Annotated in this window: 25 protein-coding genes; 15 read left to right on the top strand and 10 right to left on the bottom strand. The window is 74.5% G+C overall.

The genetic code is table 11. From position 1 onward, the window contains the following. Positions 1-189: 189 nt before the first annotated feature. A complete protein-coding gene (locus ACFCY1_RS14765; RefSeq protein ID WP_049654777.1) occupies positions 190-840 on the top strand; it encodes an IclR family transcriptional regulator in 651 nt (216 codons plus the stop codon). Between the two features lie 38 nt (positions 841-878). Beyond that, positions 879-1685: a S16 family serine protease gene (locus ACFCY1_RS14760; protein WP_074005030.1), complete on the top strand. Its 807-nt coding sequence runs from the start codon at positions 879-881 to the stop codon at positions 1683-1685. Positions 1686-1758: 73 nt separating this feature from the next. Here ACFCY1_RS14760 and ACFCY1_RS14755 read toward each other — a convergent pair whose 3' ends face one another. Next, the gene (locus ACFCY1_RS14755; RefSeq protein ID WP_049654774.1) at positions 1759-2529 is read right to left on the bottom strand and encodes a helix-turn-helix domain-containing protein; all 771 of its coding nucleotides are present in this window, start codon (positions 2527-2529) and stop codon (positions 1759-1761) included. Positions 2530-2681: 152 nt separating this feature from the next. Continuing rightward, positions 2682-3164 (bottom strand): Lrp/AsnC family transcriptional regulator, encoded by a 483-nt coding sequence (locus tag ACFCY1_RS14750; protein ID WP_181970601.1) that lies wholly within the window; start codon positions 3162-3164, stop codon positions 2682-2684. Positions 3165-3437: 273 nt separating this feature from the next. Between ACFCY1_RS14750 and ACFCY1_RS14745 the strand changes: the two genes are divergently transcribed. Next, entirely contained in the window at positions 3438-4043 is a 606-nt protein-coding gene (locus tag ACFCY1_RS14745) for a VOC family protein (protein WP_375874776.1), read from the top strand. Between the two features lie 48 nt (positions 4044-4091). Here the strand turns inward: ACFCY1_RS14745 and ACFCY1_RS14740 are convergent, their stop codons facing one another. Beyond that, positions 4092-4664: a hypothetical protein gene (locus ACFCY1_RS14740; RefSeq protein WP_375874775.1), complete on the bottom strand. Its 573-nt coding sequence runs from the start codon at positions 4662-4664 to the stop codon at positions 4092-4094. Between the two features lie 134 nt (positions 4665-4798). On the opposite strand from ACFCY1_RS14740, the gene ACFCY1_RS14735 reads away from it, so the two are divergent. The 4 genes from ACFCY1_RS14735 (at position 4799) to ACFCY1_RS14720 (ending at position 9010) form a co-directional block, all read left to right on the top strand. Then, on the top strand, positions 4799-5503 hold the full coding sequence (locus ACFCY1_RS14735; protein ID WP_074005033.1) for a response regulator transcription factor: 705 nt from the start codon (positions 4799-4801) through the stop codon (positions 5501-5503). After that, positions 5500-7068 carry a sensor histidine kinase gene (locus tag ACFCY1_RS14730; RefSeq protein WP_375874774.1) on the top strand — a complete coding sequence of 523 codons (1569 nt, stop codon included), beginning with the start codon at positions 5500-5502 and terminating at the stop codon, positions 7066-7068. The genes ACFCY1_RS14735 and ACFCY1_RS14730 overlap by 4 nt, the downstream gene beginning before the upstream one ends. A 193-nt stretch (positions 7069-7261) precedes the next feature. After that, entirely contained in the window at positions 7262-7435 is a 174-nt protein-coding gene (locus ACFCY1_RS14725; protein ID WP_375874773.1) for a hypothetical protein, read from the top strand. A gap of 174 nt (positions 7436-7609) precedes the next feature. Beyond that, positions 7610-9010, top strand: coding sequence for a glycosyltransferase 87 family protein (locus ACFCY1_RS14720; protein ID WP_375874772.1), 1401 nt, complete (start codon positions 7610-7612; stop codon positions 9008-9010). A 164-nt stretch (positions 9011-9174) separates the two neighbouring features. Here ACFCY1_RS14720 and ACFCY1_RS14715 read toward each other — a convergent pair whose 3' ends face one another. Beyond that, the gene (locus ACFCY1_RS14715; RefSeq protein ID WP_049658875.1) at positions 9175-9591 is read right to left on the bottom strand and encodes an SsgA family sporulation/cell division regulator; all 417 of its coding nucleotides are present in this window, start codon (positions 9589-9591) and stop codon (positions 9175-9177) included. A gap of 406 nt (positions 9592-9997) precedes the next feature. Here ACFCY1_RS14715 and ACFCY1_RS14710 point away from each other — a divergent pair, with 406 nt between their 5' ends. Both ACFCY1_RS14710 and ACFCY1_RS14705 read left to right on the top strand, forming a co-directional pair. Next, the gene (locus tag ACFCY1_RS14710; protein WP_375874771.1) at positions 9998-11710 is read left to right on the top strand and encodes an RDD family protein; all 1713 of its coding nucleotides are present in this window, start codon (positions 9998-10000) and stop codon (positions 11708-11710) included. 74 nt (positions 11711-11784) lie between these two features. Continuing rightward, positions 11785-12522 (top strand): RDD family protein, encoded by a 738-nt coding sequence (locus ACFCY1_RS14705; protein ID WP_375874770.1) that lies wholly within the window; start codon positions 11785-11787, stop codon positions 12520-12522. A 36-nt stretch (positions 12523-12558) separates the two neighbouring features. Here ACFCY1_RS14705 and ACFCY1_RS14700 read toward each other — a convergent pair whose 3' ends face one another. Beyond that, positions 12559-12831, bottom strand: coding sequence for a hypothetical protein (locus tag ACFCY1_RS14700; protein WP_375874769.1), 273 nt, complete (start codon positions 12829-12831; stop codon positions 12559-12561). A 233-nt stretch (positions 12832-13064) separates the two neighbouring features. Between ACFCY1_RS14700 and ACFCY1_RS14695 the strand changes: the two genes are divergently transcribed. The 4 genes from ACFCY1_RS14695 (at position 13065) to mycP (ending at position 17084) form a co-directional block, all read left to right on the top strand. Continuing rightward, positions 13065-13778, top strand: coding sequence for an endonuclease V (locus tag ACFCY1_RS14695; RefSeq protein ID WP_375874768.1), 714 nt, complete (start codon positions 13065-13067; stop codon positions 13776-13778). A gap of 99 nt (positions 13779-13877) precedes the next feature. Beyond that, positions 13878-14327 carry a hypothetical protein gene (locus tag ACFCY1_RS14690; protein WP_049657753.1) on the top strand — a complete coding sequence of 150 codons (450 nt, stop codon included), beginning with the start codon at positions 13878-13880 and terminating at the stop codon, positions 14325-14327. 37 nt (positions 14328-14364) lie between these two features. Then, complete coding sequence (locus tag ACFCY1_RS14685; RefSeq protein WP_375874767.1) at positions 14365-15795, top strand: hypothetical protein; 1431 nt, start codon at positions 14365-14367, stop codon at positions 15793-15795. A gap of 86 nt (positions 15796-15881) precedes the next feature. After that, entirely contained in the window at positions 15882-17084 is a 1203-nt protein-coding gene (gene mycP / locus ACFCY1_RS14680) for a type VII secretion-associated serine protease mycosin (RefSeq protein ID WP_375874766.1), read from the top strand. On the opposite strand, the gene ACFCY1_RS14675 is transcribed toward mycP, so the two are convergent. Beyond that, entirely contained in the window at positions 17078-17647 is a 570-nt protein-coding gene (locus tag ACFCY1_RS14675) for a GNAT family N-acetyltransferase (protein ID WP_375874765.1), read from the bottom strand. The genes mycP and ACFCY1_RS14675 overlap by 7 nt on opposite strands. Positions 17648-17852: 205 nt before the next feature. Between ACFCY1_RS14675 and ACFCY1_RS14670 the strand changes: the two genes are divergently transcribed. Continuing rightward, the gene (locus ACFCY1_RS14670; protein ID WP_375874764.1) at positions 17853-18449 is read left to right on the top strand and encodes a DinB family protein; all 597 of its coding nucleotides are present in this window, start codon (positions 17853-17855) and stop codon (positions 18447-18449) included. A 114-nt stretch (positions 18450-18563) separates the two neighbouring features. Here the strand turns inward: ACFCY1_RS14670 and ACFCY1_RS14665 are convergent, their stop codons facing one another. Then, positions 18564-19004 carry a hypothetical protein gene (locus tag ACFCY1_RS14665; RefSeq protein WP_049657761.1) on the bottom strand — a complete coding sequence of 147 codons (441 nt, stop codon included), beginning with the start codon at positions 19002-19004 and terminating at the stop codon, positions 18564-18566. Between the two features lie 654 nt (positions 19005-19658). Beyond that, positions 19659-20333 carry a hypothetical protein gene (locus ACFCY1_RS14660; RefSeq protein ID WP_375874763.1) on the bottom strand — a complete coding sequence of 225 codons (675 nt, stop codon included), beginning with the start codon at positions 20331-20333 and terminating at the stop codon, positions 19659-19661. 256 nt (positions 20334-20589) lie between these two features. Between ACFCY1_RS14660 and ACFCY1_RS14655 the strand changes: the two genes are divergently transcribed. Then, positions 20590-21594 (top strand): hypothetical protein, encoded by a 1005-nt coding sequence (locus tag ACFCY1_RS14655; RefSeq protein ID WP_375874762.1) that lies wholly within the window; start codon positions 20590-20592, stop codon positions 21592-21594. 106 nt (positions 21595-21700) lie between these two features. Here ACFCY1_RS14655 and ACFCY1_RS14650 read toward each other — a convergent pair whose 3' ends face one another. Together ACFCY1_RS14650 and ACFCY1_RS14645 are read right to left on the bottom strand one after the other, a co-directional pair. Next, positions 21701-22291, bottom strand: coding sequence for an isochorismatase family protein (locus ACFCY1_RS14650; protein ID WP_074005044.1), 591 nt, complete (start codon positions 22289-22291; stop codon positions 21701-21703). Positions 22292-22551: 260 nt separating this feature from the next. Continuing rightward, the gene (locus ACFCY1_RS14645; protein WP_049654311.1) at positions 22552-23886 is read right to left on the bottom strand and encodes a nicotinate phosphoribosyltransferase; all 1335 of its coding nucleotides are present in this window, start codon (positions 23884-23886) and stop codon (positions 22552-22554) included. Positions 23887-23976: the final 90 nt, after the last annotated feature.

The raw sequence follows: 23976 nt of genomic DNA, 5'->3' as shown, positions 1-23976 counted from the left end.
GCGTCATTTCCTTCACTACCTTTCCCCCACGCTCTTCCGTCGGGCAACCCCCGCGGGACGGCGTCGCAGGGCCGTGCGCGTCAACGATGACGCCGTACGGCCCGAGCGCGGCCACCCCCACCTGCGCGCGACACCGACCTTGGAACGGCGCCGCCCGCCCCGCGAGCGCCGCGGAAAGGATTGCCCGTCGTGACAGCCGAGACCTCCCAGACCCTGGACCGCGGCGTCCGGGTCCTCAAGCTCCTCGCCGACTCCGAGCGCGGGCTCACCGTGACCGAGCTGGCCGCCCGGCTGGCCGTCAACCGGACCGTGGTCTACCGGCTGCTGGCCACCCTGGAGCAGCACGGCCTGGTCCGCCGGGACATCGGCGGGCGCGCCCGGGTCGGCCTCGGCGTGCTGCGCCTCGCGCACCGGGTGCACCCGCTGCTGCGCGAGGCCGCGCTGCCGGCCCTGCGCAGCCTCGCCGAGGACCTCGGCGCCACCGCCCACCTGACCCTGGTGGACGGCAACGAGGCGCTGGCCGTCGCCGTGGTCGAGCCCAGCTGGACCGACTTCCACGTCGCCTACCGGACCGGCCTGCGCCACCCGCTCACCGAGAGCGCGGCCGGCCGGGCGATCCTGGAGGCGCGCACCTTCCCCAGCCAGCGCCGGCCCGAGCAGGGCTTCGTCATCACCCGGGCGGAGGAGCAGTCCGGGGCGAGCGGGGCCGCCGCCGCGCTGGTCGGACTGAGCGGCATCGAGGGCAGCGTCGGCGTGGTGATGCTGAACGGCATGGTGCCCGAGCGGGTCGGCCCCCGGGTGGTGGAGGCGGCGACCGAGGTGGCCGACGCCCTGAGGTAGCGCCCGCACCCGGTGTCGGGTGTGTTTGGATTCCCCTTGTGTCCGACACCAAGCTCTCCAAGGCCCTCACCTCCCCGCGGACCCGCGCACTCACGCTGTGCGGGGTGCTGGTCGCCGCGCTGTTCGGGGTGGCCGCCTTCGTCCCGCTGCCGTACACGATCACCTGGCCGGGCCTGACCGCGGACACCCTGGGCTCGTACGAGGACAAGCCGGTCCTCACGATCACGGGCGCGCCGCTGCGCACCACCGAGGGCGAGCTGCGGATGGTCACCATCACGGCGACCAACCCGGGGCAGAAGAACACCTTCTGGCGCTCGATGCAGGCCTGGTTCGACCCGAAGGAGGCCGTGCGCCCGACCGAGACGGTCTACCCGGAGAGCAACCCGGTGAAGGCCGACGAGGCGACCGCCGCGCAGATGGCCGAGTCGCAGGACGCCGCCACCGCGGCCGCGCTGAACTACCTCCGCCTGTCGCCGGACCAGGTGAAGGTCAAGGTCGACCTGGGCGCGGTCGGCGGCCCGAGCGCCGGCCAGATGCTGGCGCTGGGCATCGTCGACAAGCTGGCCGGCGACGGCAAGGGCGGCGACCTCACCGGCGGGCTCACCGTGGCCGGCACCGGCACCATCGAGGCGGACGGCACCGTCGGCCCGGTCGGCGGCGTCCCCCTGAAGACGCAGGCGGCCGCCCGGGACGGCGCGACGGTGTTCCTGCTGCCCAAGGACGAGTGCTCGGACGCCAAGGTGAACACCCCGAAGTCGCTGCGGCTGGTGCCGGTCGGCACCCTCGGCGAGGCGGTCTCCGCCCTGGAGGCGCTGAAGAGCGGCGGCAGCGTCCCGTCCTGCTGACTCCCGGCCGGCCTCGTGCGGGCCTCCGGCCGGCCGGGCGTCCCCCCGCACGGGGTCGGCCCGGCCCGCGCGGTCAGATTCCGAAGGCGACCGCGGCGAAGTCCTCGCCGAGCCGGGTGCGCAGCTCGGCGGCGATCCCGGCCAGCCGGTGGGCCTGGGCCATCGGCAGGGAGACCGAGATCGCGCCGATGCCGTTGCCCGCGACGATCGGCACCGCCGCACCCGCCGAGCCGAGCGCGTACTCCTGGAACTGGGTGATCGGGACGGCCCGCCGCGGGCCCTGGCGGGGCAGCAGCGGCAGGCAGGCCGGGTCCCGCAGGGTGTACGGGGTGAACGGCACCATCGGGTAGCGGGCCAGGTGGGCCCGGCGCTCCTCGGCGGTCATCAGGGCGAGCAGGGTCTTCCCGGCCGCGTGGGCGTGGGCGCCGACCCGCCAGCTGTGCCGGTCGATCAGCGGCGCGCCGGGGGCCTCGGCGGCCTCGATCAGCTCCACCTCGCCGTGCCGGTACCAGGTGAAGTAGACGGCGGCGGACAGCTCGTCGGCGAGCAGGCCCAGCAGGGCCCTGAGCCGGGCCCGGTCGGTGGCCGGGCCGTCGTCCCGGACCAGCCCGGTGACGGCGGGGCCGGTCAGGTAGCGGCCGCTGTGGCGCTCCAGGTAGTGGTCGTGCACCAGGGTGCGCAGCAGGTGGTAGGCGGTGCCCAGGGCGAGGTCGGTGTCCCGGGCGAGCTGCTTGGCGGTGGCACCCTTGGGGTAGCGGGCTGCCGCCGCCAGCAGGCGCAGGGCGCGCTGGGCGGAGGCGATGAGGGTGGGGGCGGTACCGTCGGCCGCGACGGCGTTCGTCATGCGGGGGCCGACCAGGGGGAGGGCGCGGCCGCCACGGGTATCAGCGGGCCGGAGAGCGGCGCCAGGATTTGTAGAACGTTCATACATAAATCTTGCGGCCCCCGACGCCTCCTGCCTATGCCGAATCGGCGCGTGGCGTGGCGCGGACCCTCCTACTCGGCGGCGGCCTGGTCCACCAGCGGCAGGATCCGGTACGGCACCGGGTTCTCCAGCACGATCGCGGTGGACGAGCGGACGATCCCGTCGAAGCCCAGCACCCGGTCGATCACCCGCTGCAGATCGGCGTTGGACCGGGCCACGATCCGCACCAGCATGTCCCCGATCCCGGTGATGGTGTGCAGCTCCAGCACCTCCGGCACGCTCGCCAGGTGCGCCCGCACGTCCGCGCCCTGCCCCTGGGAGATCTCCAGGGTGGCGAAGGCCGTCACCGGGTAGCCGATCGCCGCCGGGTCCACCTCCGGGCCGAAGCCGCCGATCACGCCCTTGGCCTGGAGCCGGTCCAGCCGGGCCTGGACGGTGCCCCGGGCGACCTGCAGCCGGCGCGAGCACTCCAGCACCCCGATCCGGGGCTCCTCGGCGAGCAGCCGGATCAGCCGACCGTCCAGCGGGTCGATCGTGTCATTCGTACTGCCCACGATGGAATTCCCTTGAGGGGCAGCGGAGTTGGGGGAGCCGGGGGAGCTCGGCGAGTGGGCGGGGGGCATTCGCGGCACCGTCCTGTGGTGGGCATTCTGTACAGCGGCGCGGCCGATTCTCCCGCTCCGGGGCACAGCTTGACCAGGAGGAAACGGAACAGTTGCGCGCGGGTCGGCCCGGCGACACCCTCCAGCCACACCCCCGTGCGCAGGGCCCCACCCCCGGTGCCGGGGGCGGCCACGATGGTCCGTACGCCTACCGGGAGGGCAGTCATGACCGACACCGCCGCCGAACCCGCCCTGTTCGGGGCAGACCTCCCACCGGACCCGGCGGAGGCGGGGCCGCTGCCGATGGGCCGCGCCGACGCGGTGGTCTTCGCGGTCGCCGACGCCGAGCGGGCGGCCCGCCGCTACTGCGCCGCGCTCGGGCTGCGATGTACCGCGTACGCCGGGCCGGAGACCGGCGAGCCGGAGCTGCTCTCGTACGTGCTCGCGGCGCCGGGCACGCGGATCGTGCTCACCTCCCCGGTGCCCGCCGCCCCGCCGGTGCCCGCCGCCCCGGTGCGGGCCGCCTCCCGGACCGCGCCCCGGGTGCGGACCGGCGGCCCGCGCGGCCGGGAGCTGACCGCGTACCTGGACCGGTACGGGGACGGGGTGCTGGACCTCGCGGTGAGCGTGCCGGACGTCTACTACGCCTACGACTACGCGGTGGACCGGGGCGCGCTGTCGCTGGCCGAGCCGTACGAGGCGCGGGACGACTACGGCGCGGTGCTGCTCGCCACCATCGGGGTGCCGGGCGGGACCAGGCACACGCTGGTGGACCGGGCGGGGTACGTGGGGCCGTACCTGCCGGGGTACGTGCCGTGCGACGGCCTCTGACGGGACGTCGTGCGGCGGACCGGTTCCTGATGGACCGCCGGAAGCGCCTCAGCGGATCGCCGTCTCCACGATCGGCGGGTGGCCGTTCCAGGAGGCGAAGACGGAGTTGGCCTCGTCGCCCCGGGTGAAGTCGACCCGCAGCCACTGGCCGTCGGTCCACACCTGCATCTGCCAGCCCGGGTCCGGGGTGGCGGAGACCAGGGTGGCCCGGTCCGGCTTCAGGTCCAGCGCGACCTTGCCGCCCGGGATCGGGTAGCTCTTCACCGTGGACGTCGTGGTGGCGGTGGGGACGGGCCGGCGGGTGGGCGGCGCGGCGGCGGTGGTGGCGGGGGCGGGGGCCGGGCCGTGCGGGGCGGTGGCGGTGGTGGCGGCGTTGGTGGTGCCGGTGGTCGGGGAGGCCGCCGGGGAAGGGGTCGTGGACTGTGCGGCGGAGCGCGGCTGGTCCGCGGTGGCGGGCGCGGAGTGCAGCGTGCCGTCGGCCTTCGGGGAGGGCAGCGGCAGGGCCGTGGGCCGTTCGAACGCGGCGCCGGTCAGCACCGCGTGCACGCCGAGCCAGGACAGCGCCACCGCCGCCCCGGTGGCCGCCGCCCAGGCGCCGAGCTGTACCAGTCCGTTCCGCATCGTCCGCACATCCTGCCGTATTTCCATACGGATGGAGACCGGCACCCCCGGTATTCAGCAGGGCAGTTGCACAATGTCCGGACCCACCCCCGAGGTACAGACCATTGACCGGCGATGGCGTACCGTGCAGGCCCATGGCAACAGTGCTCGTGGTCGAGGACGACCCCTTCGTACGATCCGCCCTCATCCGGCACCTGACCGACACCGGTCACGCGGTCCGCAGTGTGGGCACGGCTCTGGAGGCGCTGCGGGAGGTCGCCCAGGTCGGCTGTGACCTGGTGATCCTCGACCTCGGCCTGCCGGACCTGGACGGCAGCGAGGCGCTCAAGATGATCCGGGGCCTGACCAACGTGCCGGTGATCATCTCCACCGCCCGGGACGACGAGGCCGAGATCATCCGGCTGCTCAACGACGGCGCCGACGACTACCTGGTGAAACCTTTCTCCGGGGAGCACCTCAGCGCCCGGATGACCGCCGTGCTGCGCCGCTTCGGCAGCGGCGCGGCCCCCGTCGCCCAGGTGCTGCGGGTCGGCGGACTGGCCATCGACCTCCAGCGGCGGGAGGCCGCGCTGGACGGACGGCCGCTCGACCTGACCCGCCGTGAGTTCGACCTGCTGGCCTTCCTGGCCGCCCGGCCCGGCGTGGTGGTGCCGCGCAAGGAGATCCTCGCCGAGGTCTGGCAGCAGACCTACGGCGGCGACCAGACCATCGACGTCCACCTCTCCTGGCTGCGCCGCAAGCTCGGCGAGACCGCCTCCAACCCCCGCTACCTGCACACCGTCCGGGGCGTCGGGGTCCGACTGGAGGCCGCCGGAGGACTGCCGGAGCACCGGACATGAGGCGGTTCGGGCGCTCGCTGCGCTGGGCCCTGATCAAGGCCGCGGTGGCCGGGACCACCATGGTCGCGCTGGCCTTCCTGATCCCGCTCGGGCTGATGGTCCAACAGACCGCGCGGGACCGGGCCTTCACCGCCGCCGAACGGCAGGCCGCGGCGCTCGGGCCCGCCCTGGCCATCACCACCGACGAGGACGCGGTCAACCGGGCCCTGGCCAGTACGGACGCCGGCGGGCAGGGGCGGATGGCGGTGCACCTTCCGGCGGCCGGGCAGCCCGCCGGAGCGGGCGGCGCCGAGGCGGCGACCGTGGGGACGGGCGGGGGAGGCCCCGGGACGGTGGCCGCGGGGACGGGCGGGGGCGGCCCCGGGACGGTGGCCGCGGGGACGGGCGGGGGCGGCCCGGGTGCGGCGGCCGCCGGGACCGGCGAGCCCGAGGGCCCGATGCTGGGGGAGGGGCGCGCCGCCGCGGCCGACGTGGCCACGGCCGGCGGAAAGGGCCGCTCCTTCACCGTGAAGGTGGCCGGCGGGTACGCCCTGCTCCAGCCGGTCGCGGTGGACACCGGGCGGACCGCGGTGGTCGAGGTGTTCGTGGCCGAGAGCGACCTCACCCGGGGCGTGGCCACCGCCTGGCAGGTGCTCTCCGCCGTGGCGCTCGGCCTGGTCGCCATCTCGGTGCTGGTCGCCGACCGGATGGGCAGCCGCATCGTCGCCTCCGCGCGGAAGCTCGCCGCCGCCGCCCGCTCGCTCGGCGCCGGGAACCTCGCGGTGCGGGTCCCGGTGGAGGGCCGGCTGGTCGCGGGCAGCCCGGAGGAACTGCGCGAGGCCGGCCAGGCGTTCAACACCATGGCCGACCGGGTGGTCCAACTCCTCGCCGCCGAACGGGAACTGGCCGCGGACCTGTCGCACCGGCTGCGCACCCCGCTGACCGTGCTGCGGCTCAACGCCGCCTCGCTCGGCGAGGGCGACGCGGCCGACGCCACCCGGCACGCGGTCGCCCAACTGGAGCGCGAGGTCGACCAGATCATCCGCTCGGCCCGCCGCGCCCCCGAGGACGCGCCCGTCGTCGCGGTCGGCTGCGACGCCGCCGAGGTGATCCGGGAACGGGTCGCCTTCTGGTCGGCGCTGGCCGAGGACGAGGGGCGCCGCTGGCAGCTGGCCGGCGCCGAGCGGGCGGCGCCGGTGCCCGTCCAGCGCGGCGACCTGGCGGCCGCCGTCGACGCGCTGCTCGGCAACGTCTTCCGGCACACCGCCGTCGGCACCGCCTTCTCGGTGGACGTGCTGGCCACCGACTGCTCGGTGATCGTGCTGGTCGGCGACGCCGGACCGGGGTACAGCGACCCGGCCGCCGCCCTCAAGCGCGGCGAGGGGCACGGCGGCGAGGGCTCCACCGGCCTCGGCCTGGACATCGTCCGCAAGCTCGCCGAGTCCACCGGCGGGGACCTCGCGCTCGGCCGCTCCGCAGTGCTCGGCGGCGCCGAGACCCGGCTGCGGCTGCGCACCGGGCCGCAGGAGGCGGCGCCCGCGCGGGGCGGACGGCGGCGGAGCCGGGGGGCGCTGTTCCAGAAGTGACGGTGGCTCGGGGTGGCCGGGCGCCAGGTGTGGTGGTACGGCGCCCGTGCGCTCTTCCTTAACGGCGGCCTAAGGGACCTCTACCGCTCGCTCAGCCCGCCCGCCGCGCCCCCGGCCCACCGCTAGCGTCGGTCGCGCCGACCTCCACCCCGGCGCCGACCCCACCCCGGCCGTCACCCCCACGGCGACCGGTGTGCCCGTTCCCCCGGTCGGCGCCGGGGCCGGACACACCCTGTGCGTGGACACCCCGCTCCACCCGCCGTACGACCTGGTCGCAGGGGCCAAGGCCCATGCCGACGCGGCGTGCTCCAGCGTCGTCCAGCAGCCGCTGGACTTCACCCGGGCCCCGGGAGCGTACAAGGGCTGAGGGTTGTGATCGCGTGATCGCCTGATTCCCGGCCCTGGCCGTCCGTGCCCCGCTCGCGGCGGAGGACGGCTGGTCAGGGCCGGTTCGTCACGCCGGGTAGTCGATCGTGTCCGGTTCCGCCCGGGCGGCATCCGGTATCGTCGCTGGTTGGCCCAGCCGTGGACGGAGTGGACAGTGACAGCGGTGCAAGACGAGCGCAGCCCGGTGCGGACCGCACCCGACCCCTCGCCCGCCCCCCTGTCGGACCGGCTGCGCCGGGCCCTCGGCGCCCCCGTCCGGGCGCTGCGCGAGGCCCCCCGCCGCCCGCTGCTGGCGGCCTCCGCCGTCGCGCTGCTGTCCCTGCTGGTGTACGCGGTGGTCCGCCACTTCGTGCACACCTCGATGGTGGACATGATCGTCTACCGGGCCGAGGGCGCCGCCGTGGCCAACGGCACCGACCTGTACGCGCTGCGCGTCACCGAGTGGAACCTGCCCGCGACCTACCCGCCGTTCGCGGCGATGCTGTTCGTCCCGACCACCTGGTTCCCGGTCCCCTTCCTCCGGGTGGCGATCACTCTCGGCAACATCGGGCTGCTCGCCCTGCTGACCCACCTGTCCTTCAAGCTGGCCGGGTGGCCGCGCCGCGAGCTGCGGCCGATCGGCGTGATCCTGGTGACCGGCCTCGGGGTCTGGCTCGAACCGGTCTTCACCACGCTCCGTTACGGCCAGATCAACCTCGCGCTGGCCTGCCTGATCCTCTGGGACCTCACCCGTCCGGACGGGCGGCGGAGCAAGGGCGTGGCGATCGGCATCGCCGCCGGCATCAAGCTCACCCCCGGCCTGTTCGCGGTCTACCTGCTGATCACCGGACGGATCCGGGCCGCCTTCGTGGCCGGCCTCACCTTCCTCGGCACCTTCCTGCTCGGCGCCCTGGTCCTGCCCGACGCCACCTGGGGCTTCTGGACCAAGTACCTCTACGACTCCTCCCGGGTCGGCAAGACCTGGATCGTCGACAACCAGTCGATGCGCGGCGCCTTCGCCCGCCTGCTGCACAGCGCCGACCCCGGCACCGTCGCCACCCTCGGCGCCGGCCTGGTCGCGGTGGCCGGCCTCGCCGTCGCCGCCTGGGCCGCGCGCAGCGGCCGCTGGCTGCCCCGGGCCGAGGCCTGGGGCGTCTGCTGCGCGGCCGTCACCGCCGTCCTGATCTCGCCGATCAGCTGGACCCACCACTGGGTCTGGTGCGTGCCGATGCTCGTCCTGCTCGCCGCCGAGGCCTCGGTCGAGCACGCCCGCCCGGCCGGCGTCCGCCGACTGCGCTGGCGGGCCGCCTTCTGGGCCACGCTGGTCGCCTTCCTGTCCTTCGCGATGTGGGCCGCGAAGCCGGTCGGCCTGGCCGTCCTCGACATGTCACCGTGGCGCCAGCTGCCGACCTCCGTCTACCCGTGGGTCGGACTCTGCTTCCTGCTCGCCGCCGCCGTCCGGATAAGGGCCCGACGGCGCTCGGCCGGCGCGCCGCTGGTCCGGCTGCCCGGACAGCGGGAGACCGGCGGCCCGGACGCCGCCCGCGGTCGTCAGCAGGCCCCCGCGGCCCGCTGAGCCGGCGGGGGCGCCGCTCCTGCTTCCCTGTTCCCGCGCTCGCGGTTCCTGCCGAGCCCGCTGCCCGTGCTCGTGGTCGCGGCCGCGGTCGTGGCCGTGCTCTCGCGGGTGTCCGTGTTCGTGTCCCTGCTGCTGTCCGTGCCGGTGCACGCTGCGGCGCACGCCTAGGCGAGCAGCTCGGCGAGCGAGCCGTCCATGTCCAGCGCGGCCAGCTCGCTGCCCGGCGGGACCAGCCGGTGCGCCCGCTCCAGCCAGGCCGCGACGATCGGCAGCGGGGCCTCCAGCAGGGCGTCCCCGGCGGGCGAGCTCAGGGCCAGACAGAGCACGCTGCGCCGCCCCGAGCGGGTCGGCCAGATCCGCACGTCGCCCTGGCCGCACGGGCGGAAGGTGCCCTCGACCAGCAGCTCGCGGGCGAACACCCAGGTCACCGGGGAACCGGTGTCCAGGTGGAAGGTGATGTACACCGCGTACGGGTCGTGGCTGCCGTAGGACAGTCGGGCCGGGACGGGGACGCTGTGCTCCGGCGAGAGCACCAGGTTGAGCTCCAGCTCGTGCTCGACGACGCTGACGGGACGCTCCATGATCGTCTTCCTCTCTGCCTTCGGGCGGTGCCCGGTTCCGGGCCCCTGTGACCTTTGAGAGGGCGGTCCGCACCGGCTCTTACACACGTTTCCGGGATTTCTTCGGGAAGTTTGGTGAGGGGTGGTGAACGGCGGGTGGCACGGCGCGCGGGCGATCGTCGTGCGCTGGGTTCCTTACCTTGAGCCACCCTCCGCTGTCCGGGGATTCGCGAACTTTCCGTCACGGCTTCGATGAGGTACTACCCTTTGTGACTGCCCGGCGACTGTCCGCCCATCGGTGGCTCCCCCACGCGCGCCGAACGCCGGGCGCGCGCCTGGTCGTGCGCGCGGGGGGACGCGTCTGCGGTGGTCGGGCCCGGTCGGCCCGCACCGTCCTCGTCAGGCCCTGCCAGGAAAGAAGACCCCCATGACGGACCGCCCCTTCGCCGCCGCCGGCGACCCGGCCGTCGCACCCGAGCCCGGCTACTACCCCGACCCCTCCATCCCCGGCTTCATCCGGTACTGGGGCGGCTCGGCCTGGGTGCCCGGCACCAGTCGGCCCGCGCCCGCCGAGGGCGAGGTGCCGGCGCCGCCCCGGTACGCGACCCGCCCTCCCGTCCCGGGCGGGCCGGCGGCGCGGGCGGTGCCGCCGCCGGTGGTGCTGCTGGAGGCGGTGGCGCCGGAGGCGGGGTGTGCGGGGCCGGCGGCCCCGGAACCGGCGGCTCCGGAGCAGGTGGCCCTGGGGGCGGTGCCGCTGGGGTCGGTTCCCCCGGGGTCGGCGCCTTCCGGGGTGGCGCCCCCGGGGTCCGTGGCGGAGGTGCGGGGCGGGCTGCCGGCGGGCGGGGGCGACACCGGGCCGGTGTACTTCGACCAGACCTCGGGCGGGGCGTCCTTCGTGCTCGGGCCGCGGGTGGCGGAGGTGATCGGCGGGCCGGTGTTCCGGACGGTCGACGGGCCGGGGGTGCTGTCGGGGGTTTCGCCGGGGGTGCCGTTCGGGGTGCCCTCCGGGGTGCCGTCCGGGGGGCCGTCGGGTTTCGCCGGTGCCGAGCCGCCCGGGGTCGTGGACGCGCCGGTGGCCTTCGGTGCGGTGCCCGAGGCGGCCCCGGTTCCGGGGCTGGGGCTGGGCCCGGCTCCGGCCCCGGCCGCCGCTCCGGTCGCCGGGGATTTCGAGTCCGGCTGGCAGGCCGATCCGCGGGCGCAGCGGGGCCTGATGGAGACGGGCGACGCGCCCCGTTGGGTCTCCTGGGGGGTGCTTCCGGAGGCGCCCGAGGTGGAGCAGGGGCGTGCGGAGCCCGAGCGTGCTCCGATTGCCGCGGAACTGGCCGCCGCCGGCGCTCCCGCCGTGGCGGTGGCGGTGCGGGAGGCCCCGGTGCCGGCCGTCCTGGCCTCGGGCCCGGTGCCGGTGGTCGGCGAGGAGATGCTCCGGAGCCCGCTTCAGGCCCCGGTCCCGGTTCCGGCCGCGACCGCGGCCGCCTCGAAGCCCCTGGCCGCGGTGGCGGCGACCGCCTCCGCCCACGCCGCTCCGCTGCCCGCCGTACGGGCGGTCCGGGAGACCGCCGTCCAGCCCCGCCCGTCCGCCGCCACCCCCGTCCCCGCGCCCTCCCGGGCCGCCCGGACCTCCCGGGATGCCCGGACCACCCGGATCTCCGGGCCGGCCGGCCTCGGCCGCCGACTGGCGGCGCGGACGGTGGACACCGCCGTGCTGCTGGTGGTCGCGGTCGCCGCCGGGATCCCGCTCGGCAACTCGGTCTCCGACCACCTCCGGCAGAAGGTCGACCAGGCCCGGATGGCCAGCGCCCTCACCCGGCGCCAGGTCCAGGTCTGGCTGGTGGACGACGTGGTGCTGGGCAAGATCGCCGTGCTGATCGGCATCCTGCTGTTCGTCAGCCTGCTCTACGAGGTGCTGCCGGTCGCCCGCACCGGACAGACCTTCGGCAAGCGGATCGTCCGGATCCGCGTGGTGGACGCCGCCGCCCCCGCGGCCCGCACCAGGCTGAGCCTCGGCCGCTCGCTGCTCCGCTGGGCCGTGCGGCAGCTGGGCGCGGTGCTGCTGCTCGGCCTGGTCTGGCCGGTGTTCGACCGTACGGCGCGGCGGGGCTGGCAGGACCGTGCGGCTCGGACCCGGGTGGTGCGCGGCTGAGGGCCGGTAGGGCCCGGTGCAAAACGGACAAAATGTCCCGAACATCAAGAATGTGTGATGTTCTACTCGGGGGCATGAGCACCCACGACCCCTCAGGCCCCCAGCCGGAGGGGGGCGGTACGCCCTCCTTCGACAAGCAGCCCCCGCAGCCGGGCGGCGGCACGCCGGAAGGCGAGCCGTCGGGCCCGAACCCGTCCCACGACCCGTCCGGTGACTCGTCCGGTGACCGGTCCGGCGGCCCCGGCGCCTACCAGGGCACCTACGGCGGAAGCCCGTACGGCGAACCGACCCCCGGCCAGAACCCGTACGGCCAGCCGCCGCCCGGCCACGGCACCGGCTACGGCCCCGGCGCGTACGGCACCCCCGGCGCCGGCCCCGTCCCCGGCATGCCGCCGATCGGCACCTGGCCCAAGCGGTTCCTCGCCCGGCTGATCGACTACCTCCTGATGCAGGCCGTCGGCGTGATCATCGTGGGCCCCTTCACCGACCTCAGCACGCGCAACGGCTCCACCGAGGCGTTCTGGCTCGGCTGCGCCATCTACCTCGTCTACGAGGCCCTGATGCTCAGCCGGGACGGCCAGACCCTCGGCAAGAAGGCGATGAAGATCCGCGTCGCCATGCTCGTCGACGGGAACAAGCCCACCCAGTCCGCCGCCTGGACCCGCGCCGCCGTCTTCATCCTCCCGGCCGTGCTCTGCTGCGCCGCGCTCTGGTGGATCGTCGACGGCCTCTTCGGCGTCTTCGACAAGCCCTACCGGCAGTGCCTGCACGACAAGGCCGCGAAGACCGTGGTGGTCACCACGGAGGTCTGAGCGGCGCGGCGGGACGCGCCCGCGCCCGGCGGCGGATCAGCGCTGCCGGGCGTACGCGTGCCCGGCAGCGGTCGCGGTGGGGTGCGGCGGGGCGGCCGGGGCCCCGGGACCCGACGCCACGGTGGCGGACCTGGCCGCGGCGGCGGACATCGAAAGCACCGTCACCACGGTGCCGAGCGCCAGCGCGAACCCCACCAGCACCACGACCGCCAGGACGCCCGAGGCGCCCGAGACGGCCAGCAGTGCCGCCGTGGTGGCGACGACGGTGAACGAGCCGAGGCAGGCCTGGGCGACGGAGGGGCGCGGCATGGCGGGGGTCCTTCGCACGTCGGGGGAAACGGGCGGGAGTGGAGCCGGTTCCAGTGGTGCTACCCCGCGGGGAGGACGGGTACGTCCAGGCTAGCCCCCGGAGGCGGGGGCACAGGGGGCGCACGGGCTCACCCCGGGGTCGTCCGGGCCGCTCGGTACGGTGAGACCGGCGCCTGCCACGCACTGTCGCTGAGCACGTATCACCGAGCACCACGTACCCGGGGGAACCGACCATGCCCATCCCCGCCGACTGGCCCACCATCGAGGCCGAGGCACTCGCCGAACAGGAGCGGCTGCGCCCGCTCGTCCAGCCCCACGACGACCCGGGCCGGGACCCCGCCGCCCCCGGCACCCTGATCGCCGGTGTGGACGTCGCCTACGACGACGAACACGACCTCGTCGCCGCCGCGGCCGTCCTGCTCGACCGCGACACCCTGGACGTCGTCGAACAGGCCACCGCCGTCGGCCGGATCGCCTTCCCGTACGTCCCCGGACTGCTCGCCTTCCGCGAACTCCCCGCCGTCCTCGACGCGTTGGCCGCCCTCACCCGCACCCCCGACACCGTCGTCTGCGACGGCTACGGCCTCGCCCACCCCCGCCGCCTCGGCCTCGCCAGCCACCTCGGCATCCTCACCGGACTGCGCACCCTCGGCGTCGCCAAGACCCCCTTCACCTTCGACCACCACGAACCCGACGCACCACGCGGCTCCTGGACCCCCCTCACCGACCCCGCCACCGGCGAGGAGGTCGGCCGCGCCGTACGCACCAGGGCCGGCGTCAAACCCGTCTTCGTCTCCGTCGGCCACCGCACCGGCCTCGACACCGCCGTCCGCACCACCCTCGACCTCGCCCGGCACTACCGCCTCCCCGAAACCACCCGGCACGCCGACTCGCTCTGCCGCCGCGCCCTCGCCGACGCCCGACGCACCGGGACGAACGCGAACTGACCATGCCCCGGGCGGGATTCGGGCCCGGTGTGTTAGACATGAGACACCGGGGCCCGGCCCCGGCCGCCAGGGGGACGGACGCACGGGGGAGGCGCCGACATGGGCACAGGAACCACCGGAACCGGATCGACCGGCGGAGCCGGACAGGGCTACCGCGTCGAGGTCGAACAGCTCCGCGCCTTCGCCGGCCAAGTACGGCTGCTGCTCGCCGACTTCCAGAAACACGCCGACGGCACCGACGCCCACGGCCGCAGCGGCATCGGCAAGACCGCCTTCGGGACCTTCGCCGAGGCCGCCGAGATCCACGGCCGCTACGGCACCATGCGGGACGCGCTGCGCGACGTCCTCAACCAGCTCCAGGAAGCCGTGAACGAGGCCCAGCAGAAGGCCGACCTCACCGCCACCAACTACGAGGAGCAGGACCAGCACACCGCCACGAAGCTCAAGCTCGGCGACGACGGCTGGTCCGTCGCCCAGCCCTCCGCGAGCAGCCAGGCCGCGGCCCAGCAGAACCGCACCCCGTCCACCCGCGGCAACGCCACCGTCTGACCGCCGCCCGCCCGCCCCGAACGGAGGCCGACCGCCCGTGGTCTACACCGACTTCACCAAGTACAGCCACGCCCAGCTCCGCACCATGGCACAGGCCCTCGACCCCGGCGCGGTGATGGCCGCCGGCGACCCCTGGCGCAAGGCCGCCGACACCCTCAAGCAGATCCGCCAGACCCTCACCAAGGCCAGCACCGAAGCCGCCACCTCCTGGGAAGGCACCACCAGCGACGCCTTCCACACCCGCATGCTCACCCTGGCCGCCAGCATCAACAACGCCGCCGCCTACGCCAACGACGCGGCCAACACCCTCCACAACACCTCCGAAGCCATGGCCAAGGCCAAGCGCGACATGCCCGAGGAACCCGGCAACTGGGACAAGGTCAAGGACACCGTCGGCGACGCCCTCTTCGGCGACGACGACGAACACATCCCCCTCGCCGACCGCAAGAAGGCCGAAGCGGCCGCCATCATGCAAACCCTCGCCATGCACTACCGCGTCGCCACCCCGGCCCTGAAGCCCCCGCCGATGACGAACCAGCGTGTCGACAAGCCCGTTGAGCAGGGATCACAGGACGACCCTGGCAGCGCTGCGGCGATGGCGGCGGCGGTCATGTCGGGTACCTCGCTCGGAGCCGGGGGAACGTCCGCGCGGACCGCATCCGCCCCTGCGCCGCAGCGTCCGAAGTCCTCCCAGCCTCCGATGGCGGCCGGCTCCTCGGCCAGGAACGCGGCTGTCGCGACCGACTCCGGCATCAAGGGCGGTACGGCGCAAGCCCTGTCGAAGCCGTCGAGCACGGTGGGTCGCGGTCCCGAAGCGGGTATTTCCGGCACCCCGGTGTCCCGTCCGAGCGGTAGCGTGCCGACGCCCCCCACTTCGGGCACCCAGACCTCCGGCCTGAGCACCGGCCCGGTCACGGGCCCCGTGACCGGGCCGGCTCCGACCGGAGGCGGGCAGACGGTCGTCGGCCCGGCCGGACCGACCGCGCAGAATCCGGTGGCCCTGCCCGGGATCGGGAACGGCAGGCCCGGATACGGAGGCAGTGGGTCCACCGGTGGCGAGACACCGGTGCAGGGCGTGAGCCCACGGGCGGGCCGGGCTGTCGCAGGTGGTGGCGGTGAGGTCAATCCGGGCTTCGGAGCCGGCGGCCGTGGAGCCACCGGAGGCAAGCAGACCGGTGCGACTCAGGGCCGACCAGGCGGTTCCGTCCGAGGGGCGACGCCGCCCGATGCCGGGGCACACGGCAAGCAGGCGTTCACGGAAGGCGGGTCCGGGCTGGGAGTGCGGAACCGCCTCAGGGGCGAGTCCGGCGTCGCAGGTGCGAACGGCATGTCTCCTGGTATCCCGCTGACCGGTACCCAGGGACGCAAGAAGGATCGGGAGAAGGACGGCAAGCGGCCGGACTACCTCGTCGAGGACGAGGAGACCTGGGCGTCGGACAAGCCGACCAACCCGAACGTGGTGGAATGAGGCCGGTCCGTAGGCGGACTGGTGATCTGATCGCATCCCGCAGGTCGGTGGCCTGCGGGATGCCTCGCTGAGTGGGGTGACCGGGTTTGACGAGCCGCTGGTTGGCGCGTGGTACGGCGGTCCTTGCTGCCGGGGCACTGGTCTGGGGTGTTGCCGGGCCGGCGGCCTTGGCCGATCAGGTCAGGGACCAGCAATGGGCTTTGAAGACCTTCGAGGCCGAGGCCAAGGTCTGGCCGGTCAGCCAGGGCGAGGGCGTCGTCGTCGCGGTGATCGACACCGGGGTGAACCCGGACCACCAGGACCTGACCGGGCAGGTTCTTCCAGGGGCTGATTTCTCGGGTACCCAGTCGGATGGTCGTGTTGACACCAATGGGCACGGGACGGGCATGGCGAGTCTGATCGCCGGCCACGGCCACGGCACTCAGGCCGGAGTGATGGGCCTGGCTCCGAAGGCGAAGATCCTTCCGGTGAAGGTGCGGACGAACGACGAAGGCCCCATCCCCGAGCAGAACGACCTGGCGGCGGGCATCCGCTTCGCGGTGGACAAGGGCGCGAAGGTCGTCAACATCTCTCTCGGGGGGGGCTCGCGATTCGACTCGCAGACGCGAAAGGCGGTTGCGTACGGGGTGTCGAAGGACGTCGTTCTGATCGCGGGCACGGGCAACGACGGTTCAAGCAACGGCGTAGGGTATCCGGCCGCCTTCCCCGGCGTCGTGGCCGTGGGGGCGGCAGATTCCAAGGGTGTTGTGTGGGGCGATTCCACGTCCGGCCCCGAGACCACGCTCATCGCGCCAGGCGTCGGGATCAACCACGCCGGGGCGAAGTCACCGACGAGCTACCTGGTTGCGAACGGCACCTCCGATTCCACGGCCTACGTCGCCGCCACTGCCGCGCTGATTCGGTCGAAGTACCCCGACCTGTCCGCCGGGCAGGTGATCAACCGCATGATCAAAACGGCCACGCCGCCGGCCAACGGGACGGCGGTACCTGACAACCACTACGGCTACGGGCTCGTCGCGCCGGCGAAGGCCCTGGAGGCGAATCCCGCCGTGGACAACGGGCCCCGGGAGAACCCCCTGCTCGGGCGGATGGAGGCGAAGGGCACTCCGCCTCCGGTGGACGAGGAGACCGACGAGCCCGCCGTCGTGCCCATGGTCCCCGAGGGGGACAAGGCGAGCGGCGGGAACGGGGTCGGGGTGGTCGTGGGGGTGGCGGCCGGGGGGTTGGTGTTGGTGGTCGCCCTTGTCGGGGTGTTGGTGGTGCGGAGGCGGCGGGGGGCGGGTCAGTGAGTGGCGAGCCATTCGTCGCGTAGGGCGGCCATCTGGAGGACGTCCCAGTAGCGGTCGTCCCAGTGGTGGGCTTGGCGGGAGCGGCCTTCGAGGGTGAAGCCGGACTTGCGGTAGGAGTGGGCGGCGCGTTCGTTGTACTCGAAGACTTCGAGGTGGACGCGGTGGAGGCGGATGGTCTCGAAGGCGTGGCGCAGGACCAGGAGGGTGGTTTCGGTGCCGATGCCGCGGCCGGTGTGGTCCGGGGTGAGGGCGATCCGGTAGCCGGCGGAGGAGTTGTCGGGGTCGACGTCGTTGAGGGCGGCCTCGCCGAGGAAGCGGCCGGTGGCGGGGTCTTCGACGGCGAGGTCGAGGCGGTCGGGCTGTTGGGCGCGGGTGGTGCACCACTGGTGGATCCGGTCGCGGGTGAAGGCGGTGCGGGTGCCGGTGAGCCGTCTGGTGGTCTCGTCGGCGCAGAGTTCCCACATCGGGTCGGTGTGCCGTTCGTCGAGGGGGACGAGCCGGATGGTGGGGCCGTGCAGGGTGGGCTTCATGGCGAGGGCGGCGAGATCGGTGGGAGCGGTCATGGCGGCCAGGATGGATGGTCGGCTTCCGGTTCGTCCACGTGTTTAGTCCTGGCGTGCGGGCGCGCACCGGTTGGGGTGCGCGCGGGGACGGGGGCGTGTGTCGGGCGGGCGCGCCGGGTGAATGCGCCGGGGGTGGCAGTATTTCGGTGACCGCTGGCGTCATTGCCGCTGGTGGGGTTCCCCCGGTGGCGGAGATGCTGGGCCCATGAGCACTCCTGAGCGCACGCGGGTCGAGAGCACGTCGATCGCCGCCACGAACACCGCCGACGACGGGATCGTCCCCGACACCAAGGACTGGACCTGGGTGCTGGAACGCCCGTGCCCCGACTGCGGGTTGGAGACTCCGCGGGTGGTGCGGGAGGACGTCGCCGGGATGGTCCGGGCCAATGCGGAGGGCTGGCTGGCGGTGCTGGCGGGGGATGTGGACGGGCTGCGCAGGCGGCCGGCTCCGGGGGTGTGGTCGGACCTGGAGTACGCGTGCCACGTCCGGGACGTCTTCCGGCTGTTCGAGGTCCGGCTGAACCTGATGCTGGACCTGGACGACCCGCTGTTCCCCAACTGGGACCAGGACGAGACGGCCGTCGCCGAGCGCTACGGGGAGCAGGACCCGAAGGTGGTGGCCGGGGAGCTGGCGGAGGCCGCGGAGACGCTCGCCGCCGCTTTCGAGCGGGTGGCGGGGGCGCAGTGGGCGCGGACCGGGAACCGCAGTGACGGGGCACGGTTCACGGTCGAGTCGTTCTCCCGGTACCTGATCCACGACCCGGTGCACCACCTGTTCGACGTGACGGGCGAGCGGGTCTGAAGCCGGGTCTGAAGCCGGGCCTGGAGCCGGGCCTGGAGCCGGGCCTGGAGCCGGGCCCGGGAGCGGGGCCGAGGCCCGGTCTGAGGCCGGACCGGAGGCGGCCGGGGCGCGGGGTCACCAGCCGGAGGCCTCGCGCAGCATGGTGCGGCGCAGCCGTCCGGCCACGCTGGCGGCGTCGGTGCCGATGACGTCGGCGATCTCGGGGGCGGCGAGGCCGACGACGTAGTGCAGGATCGCCAGGTCGTCGTCGGCCGGGTGGCGGTCCGGGGCGGGGGTCGCCTGGCGGGTGTGGTCGGCGACGGTGCCGCGCAGGATCTCCCAGGCGTGCGCGGTGGGGTTGGAGCTGCCCATCAACTCCCGCCAGTGCACCGCGATTTCCGCGAAGGCCTGTTGGACGGCGACGGCCGCGGCGCTGTGCTCGGTCAGCCACACGCGCGCGTAGCTGAGGTACCGGGGGCGGTGGAGTTCGCAGAACGCGGTGAACTCCAGGGGCACCTCCGCCGGCTCGCCGGGCCTCGGGGGCGGCTCGGCTGAACTCTCGTGACGGTTGGTCATCTCGGCTTCTCGGAAAGGGAGATGGGTTTCTGACGGTCGATCATCTGTGCTCACTCTACGGTAGGCCCTCGGTGCGCTGGGTGACCAATCCGATGGAATGCCCGGAACCCGCCGCCGCCAGGCCGGTTCCGGTGGCGACCGGGTGCGGCGAGGTGGCGGGACGGCCGGGCGGAGGGCCGGCGAGGGCCGGTGGGGCGGTGCTGCGCAGTGGCGCGGGATTCGTAGGTGCGAGCGTGTCGCGGCTGGTCAGAGGGTGTGGGGCGACGGCGGCCGCAGGGCGGTTGATGTGCCACCGTAGGCCCTGTGGAGGCTGGCGTCCACGCCCAGGGCGCGAACCTGGGTGCGCACAACCACCCGCACAACCGCACTCACGATCGTGGGGAAGATCGCCACGGAAGAGGGCATGGTCGTCACCGCGATGACGTCCGCGCGGGCGGGCCGGACGGCGTGCGCGGAACGGGTGCGCCGTGGACGCGGTGGACCCGGCGCCCGCCGCGCGCCGGGGCGGAGGGCGCGCTGGTGGGGCGGCCGTTGGACGGGGTGGTCCCGCGACCGCCGGTGTGCCGCCGGGCGCGTCCGCCACACCCCGGCGGCCCGGATCGGGCCGGGCGGAACGCCGGGGGCGGGAGGGCGGGCGGAGCGGCCGGCTGTCCGTCAGGAGGTCGTCCGGGCCTCCGTGGGGGAGATCCGGTCGACGGCGGTGTCCCGTTCGACCTGGGTGGGGAAGGCTTCGACGGCCCGTCGCCGGGCCGCCTGCGCCGCCGCGGCTGCCGCGGCCGCAGCCGCCGCAGCTGCCCCGGCGGCGGCCTCCTCGCGCTCGCACCGGTGCGCCGGGCCCGCGTGCGCCGGGCCCGTGTGCGTCGCGCCCGTGGCGTGGGCGCCGGCGGCATGCGGACCCGCGGCGTGGGCGCTCGCCGCGTGCACACCCGTGGCGTGCGCGGCGGGGGCGTGCACGCCCCCGGTGAGCGCCCCGGGGGCGTGTCCGGTGGCCCGTCGTCGGCGGCCGAGCGCGGCCCGGGCGGCATGCTCCTCGGCGGCCTGTCTAGCGGCCAGGTAGGCCTGTACGGCCGCCATGCCGTAGACGGGCTGGATGAGCTGGTGGCCCTTGAAGAAGGGCCTGGCCGGGGCGAACCCGGCGGCGACCACGAGGTCGCGGATCTCTGCTATCTCGGCCTCACTGCGGGCGGTGAAGCGGACCTCCCAGCCCTTCTTGTACGTATGCCCCTTCTCGCCGCTGCGGCGGGCGGGGTCCGGGCGGCGGACGTATCCGGGCAGACGGCCGAGGCGGAGCTGGGCCGCGCGGAGGCCGGCGGTCTCGTCACGTGACATGACGTAAGCCTAGGCAATCCCCGGGGCGGGATTGACGCCTTGGGGGTCCCTCGCCGTATGCCTTTGATCACTCTGGGTCAGGCGACCAGGTCGGCGATCGTTTTCGATCACATATGACAACCTGATGAGCGTCAATTACTCCAAATGAGTGAGGGTATGAGGACTTTAGTGCGGGCTGATCCCGGTTTCGCGACGGTTGGGTAACAGTGCGTCAGGGTCTCGGTCGCGGGTCCGGACGGTTGGGGATGGTGTCGGCATGAGCTACCGGATTCCGTCGCCGCCGCCGTCCCTGGAGGAGCTGGCGAAGCGTCAACAGAACGTCGTCACCGCGAGCCAGCTGCGCGCCCGGGGCGTGCCGGCCCGGATCATCACCGAGCACTGCCGCCGGGGCGGCCCCTGGCGGCGGGTGCTGCCCCGGGTCTACCTGCTGCAGTCCGCCGAGCCCACCCCGGAGCAGCGGATGTGGGCCGCGCTGCTGTACGCCGCGCAGAACGGCCGGGAGGAGGGCCGCCGGGAGGGCGCGGTGATCACCGGTACGGCCGCGCTGGCGCTGTACGGCTTCACGGTTGTGCCCCGGCTGCCGGCGGTGACCGGGGTGGACGTCCTGGTGCCCCGGCAGCGCCGGCTGAAGGACGTCGGCGAGGTGCGGATCCGGCGCACCGAACGGGAGTTGGTGGCCCGCTCGGTGCACGGCCTGGCCTGTGCGCCGGTGGCCCGGGCGGTCGCCGACGCGCTGGTCGAGTGGACGGCGGAGCCGGGTGGCGCGGCGCCGGTGCGCGAGGTGCTGCGGGAGGCCGTCGCCCTGCCCGGGAACCGCTGCACGGTACGGGAGTTGGTGTCCGAGCTGACCGACTCGGGGCTGACCTGCGAGCCGCGGGTGCGGGCCGCCCTGGACGAACTGCTGGCCGTCGAACGGGACTTGGCGCTGGAGCGGATCGGCCGCCTGGTGGACGAGCGGCTGCTGCCCGCCCCGCTGAACGCCCCCGAGCTGCGGATGCGCGGCGGCACGTACATCGCCGTCCCGGACCTCTACTGGCCGGAGCGGGGCGTCGCGGTGGAGGTGGACTCGGAGCTGCGCAGCGTGAGCGAGGGCGAGGCCGCCTGGGTGCGCGGCGGGCAGCACCGGATGGAGTACCTGGGCATCCGGGTGGTGTACGTCTGCGGGGCCGCGCTGGCCGTCGACCCGGACGCGGTCGGCGGCGAACTGCGCGAGGCGTACCGGGCCGGCGGGACGGACGTGGTGGAGCTGCTGGTGGTCTGAGCGGGCGACGCCGGCCGACCGGAACACGCCGGCCGACCGGGACGCGCGGCCGCACCCACAACACGCCCGCACAACACGCCCGTACGGCACGACCCCCCGAATGCCGTTACGAACGGACCACCGGCGCGCCGACCAGCTCGACCCCGGCCGCCCGCAGCTCCGCCAGCGCGGCGGCGGTGGTCTCCGGGTTCACCCCGGCGGTGAGGTCCAGCAGCACGCGGGTGGTGAAGCCCGCCCGGGCGGCGTCCAGCGCGGTCGCCCGGACGCAGTGGTCGGTGGCGATGCCGACCACGTCGACCTGGTCGACCTGCCGCTCGCGCAGCCACTCCACCGGACCGCGGTTGTTCTCGTCCAGCCCCTCGAAGCCGCTGTACGCCGCCGAGTGGGCGCCCTTGTCGAAGACCGCCTCGACCGCGCCGGAAATGACGGCGGGCGCGAAGTTGGGGTGGAAGCCCACGCCCTCGGTGCCGGCCACGCAGTGCGGCGGCCAGCTGTCGACGTAGTCCGGCTCGGCGGAGAAGTGGTCGCCCGGGTCGATGTGGTGGTCGCGGGTGGCGAGGATGTGCCGGTAGCCGGGGGAGGACTCGGTGATCAGGTCGGTGATGGCGGCGGCCACCTCGGCGCCGCCGGCGACGGCCAGGCTGCCGCCCTCGCAGAAGTCGTTCTGCACGTCGACGACGATCAGTGCCCGGTGCATGACTCGCATCCTCGGATCTCGGGGGCCCGCGGGAGGCGGCGCCCCGGTGGGGGAGCCCTCGGGAGTACGCGGCCCGGCCGTGCCGGGCGCGGGGGGTACTCGGGGAGCTCCGGGGGAACTCGGGGAACTCTACGGCTGACTCTAGGGAGTGGCGCCCGGGGGCGGAAGCCCCGGGGCCGGTCCGGGACATCCCGTCCGCGGGGACGGGGGCGGCGACGGGAGACCCGGGGCCGGTCCGGTGGTCCGGCCCCGGGTTCCGGTCAGCGGCCGGGGCCGGCCGGCAGGACCAGTTCGGTCGGCAGCACCGGGTCGCCCTTGGACAGCTGGGTGGCCGACAGCGGCAGCGCGGCGCGGGCGCGCACGTGCCGGTCGCGGGCGGCGCTGAGCGGTTCGCGGCCGACGGTCTCGCCGCCCAGGACCAGCGGCACCTGCGTCAGGTGCGGGCGCAGGTAGTCCGGGACGGGGCCGGTGCCGACCACCTCGGCCTCGGCGACGCCGTCGGCGTCGGGCCGGCGGGCCGCCCACTTGCGGCCGCCGATGCTGGTCTTGCCGCCGGCCGCGCGCTTGGCGACCGGGATCAGCGGCCCGCCGTCGGTCTCGGCCCGGGCGACCAGCTTGTAGACCATCGCGCAGGTCGGGTGCCCGCTGCCGGTGACCAGGCTGGTGCCGACGCCGTAGCCGTCGACCGGGGCGGCGGCCAGGGCGGCGATCGCGTACTCGTCGAGGTCCGAGGTGACGATGATCCTGGTCCGGTCGGCGCCGAGGTCGTCCAGCTGGCGGCGGACCCGGTGGGCCAGCAGGGTGAGGTCGCCGGAGTCGATCCGGACGGCGCCCAGGTCGGGGCCGGCCACCTCGACCGCGGTGCGCACGGCCTCGCGCAGGTCGAAGGTGTCGACCAGCAGGGTGGTGCCCTTGCCCATGGAGGCGATCTGCGCCTTGAAGGCGTCCCGCTCGCTGTCGTGCACCAGGGTGAAGGCGTGGGCGGCGGTGCCGGTGGTCGGGATGCCGTGGGTGAAGCCGGCCTCCAGGTCGGAGGTGGCGGCGAAGCCGGCCACGTAGGCGGCCCGGGCGGCGGAGACGGCGGCGTGCTCGTGGGCCCGGCGGGCGCCCATCTCGATCACCGGGCGGCCGCCGGCGGCGGCGGTCATCCGGGAGGCGGCGGCCGCGATGGCCGAGTCGTGGTTGAGGATCGAGAGGATCACCGTCTCCAGGATCACGGCCTCGGCGAAGGTGCCCTCGACGGTGAGCAGGGGGGAGCCGGGGAAGTAGACCTCGCCCTCGGGGTAGCCGTGGATGTCGCCGCGGAAGCGGTAGTCGGCGAGGAAGCGCAGGGTCTCCTCGTCGACCACGCCCTGGTCGGCCAGCCAGTCCAGCTGGGGCGAGGTGAAGCGGAAGTTCTCGACGGCGTCCAGCACCCGGCCGGTGCCGGCCATGACGCCGTAGCGGCGGCCGCTCGGCAGGCGGCGGGTGAACACCTCGAAGACGGAGCTGCGGTGCGCGGCCCCGCTGCGCAGGGCGGCCTGCAGCATGGTGAGCTCGTAGCGGTCGGTGAGCAGGGCGGTCGAAGCGGCCGCTCGCACGGAAGTGGCGTCCATACGGATGATGCTACTACCACTTAGCGTCAGAGTGACGATTTCTCGTCGAGCGTGCCGGGGCGGAATCGCCCGGGTGTCCCCCGGATGGCA

The organism is Kitasatospora sp. NPDC056273, assembly GCF_042268845.1.
In the GTDB taxonomy this organism is placed as follows: domain Bacteria; phylum Actinomycetota; class Actinomycetes; order Streptomycetales; family Streptomycetaceae; genus Kitasatospora.
Note: the sequence above shows the minus strand (reverse complement) of the source record. Positions and strands in the feature narration are given on the sequence as shown.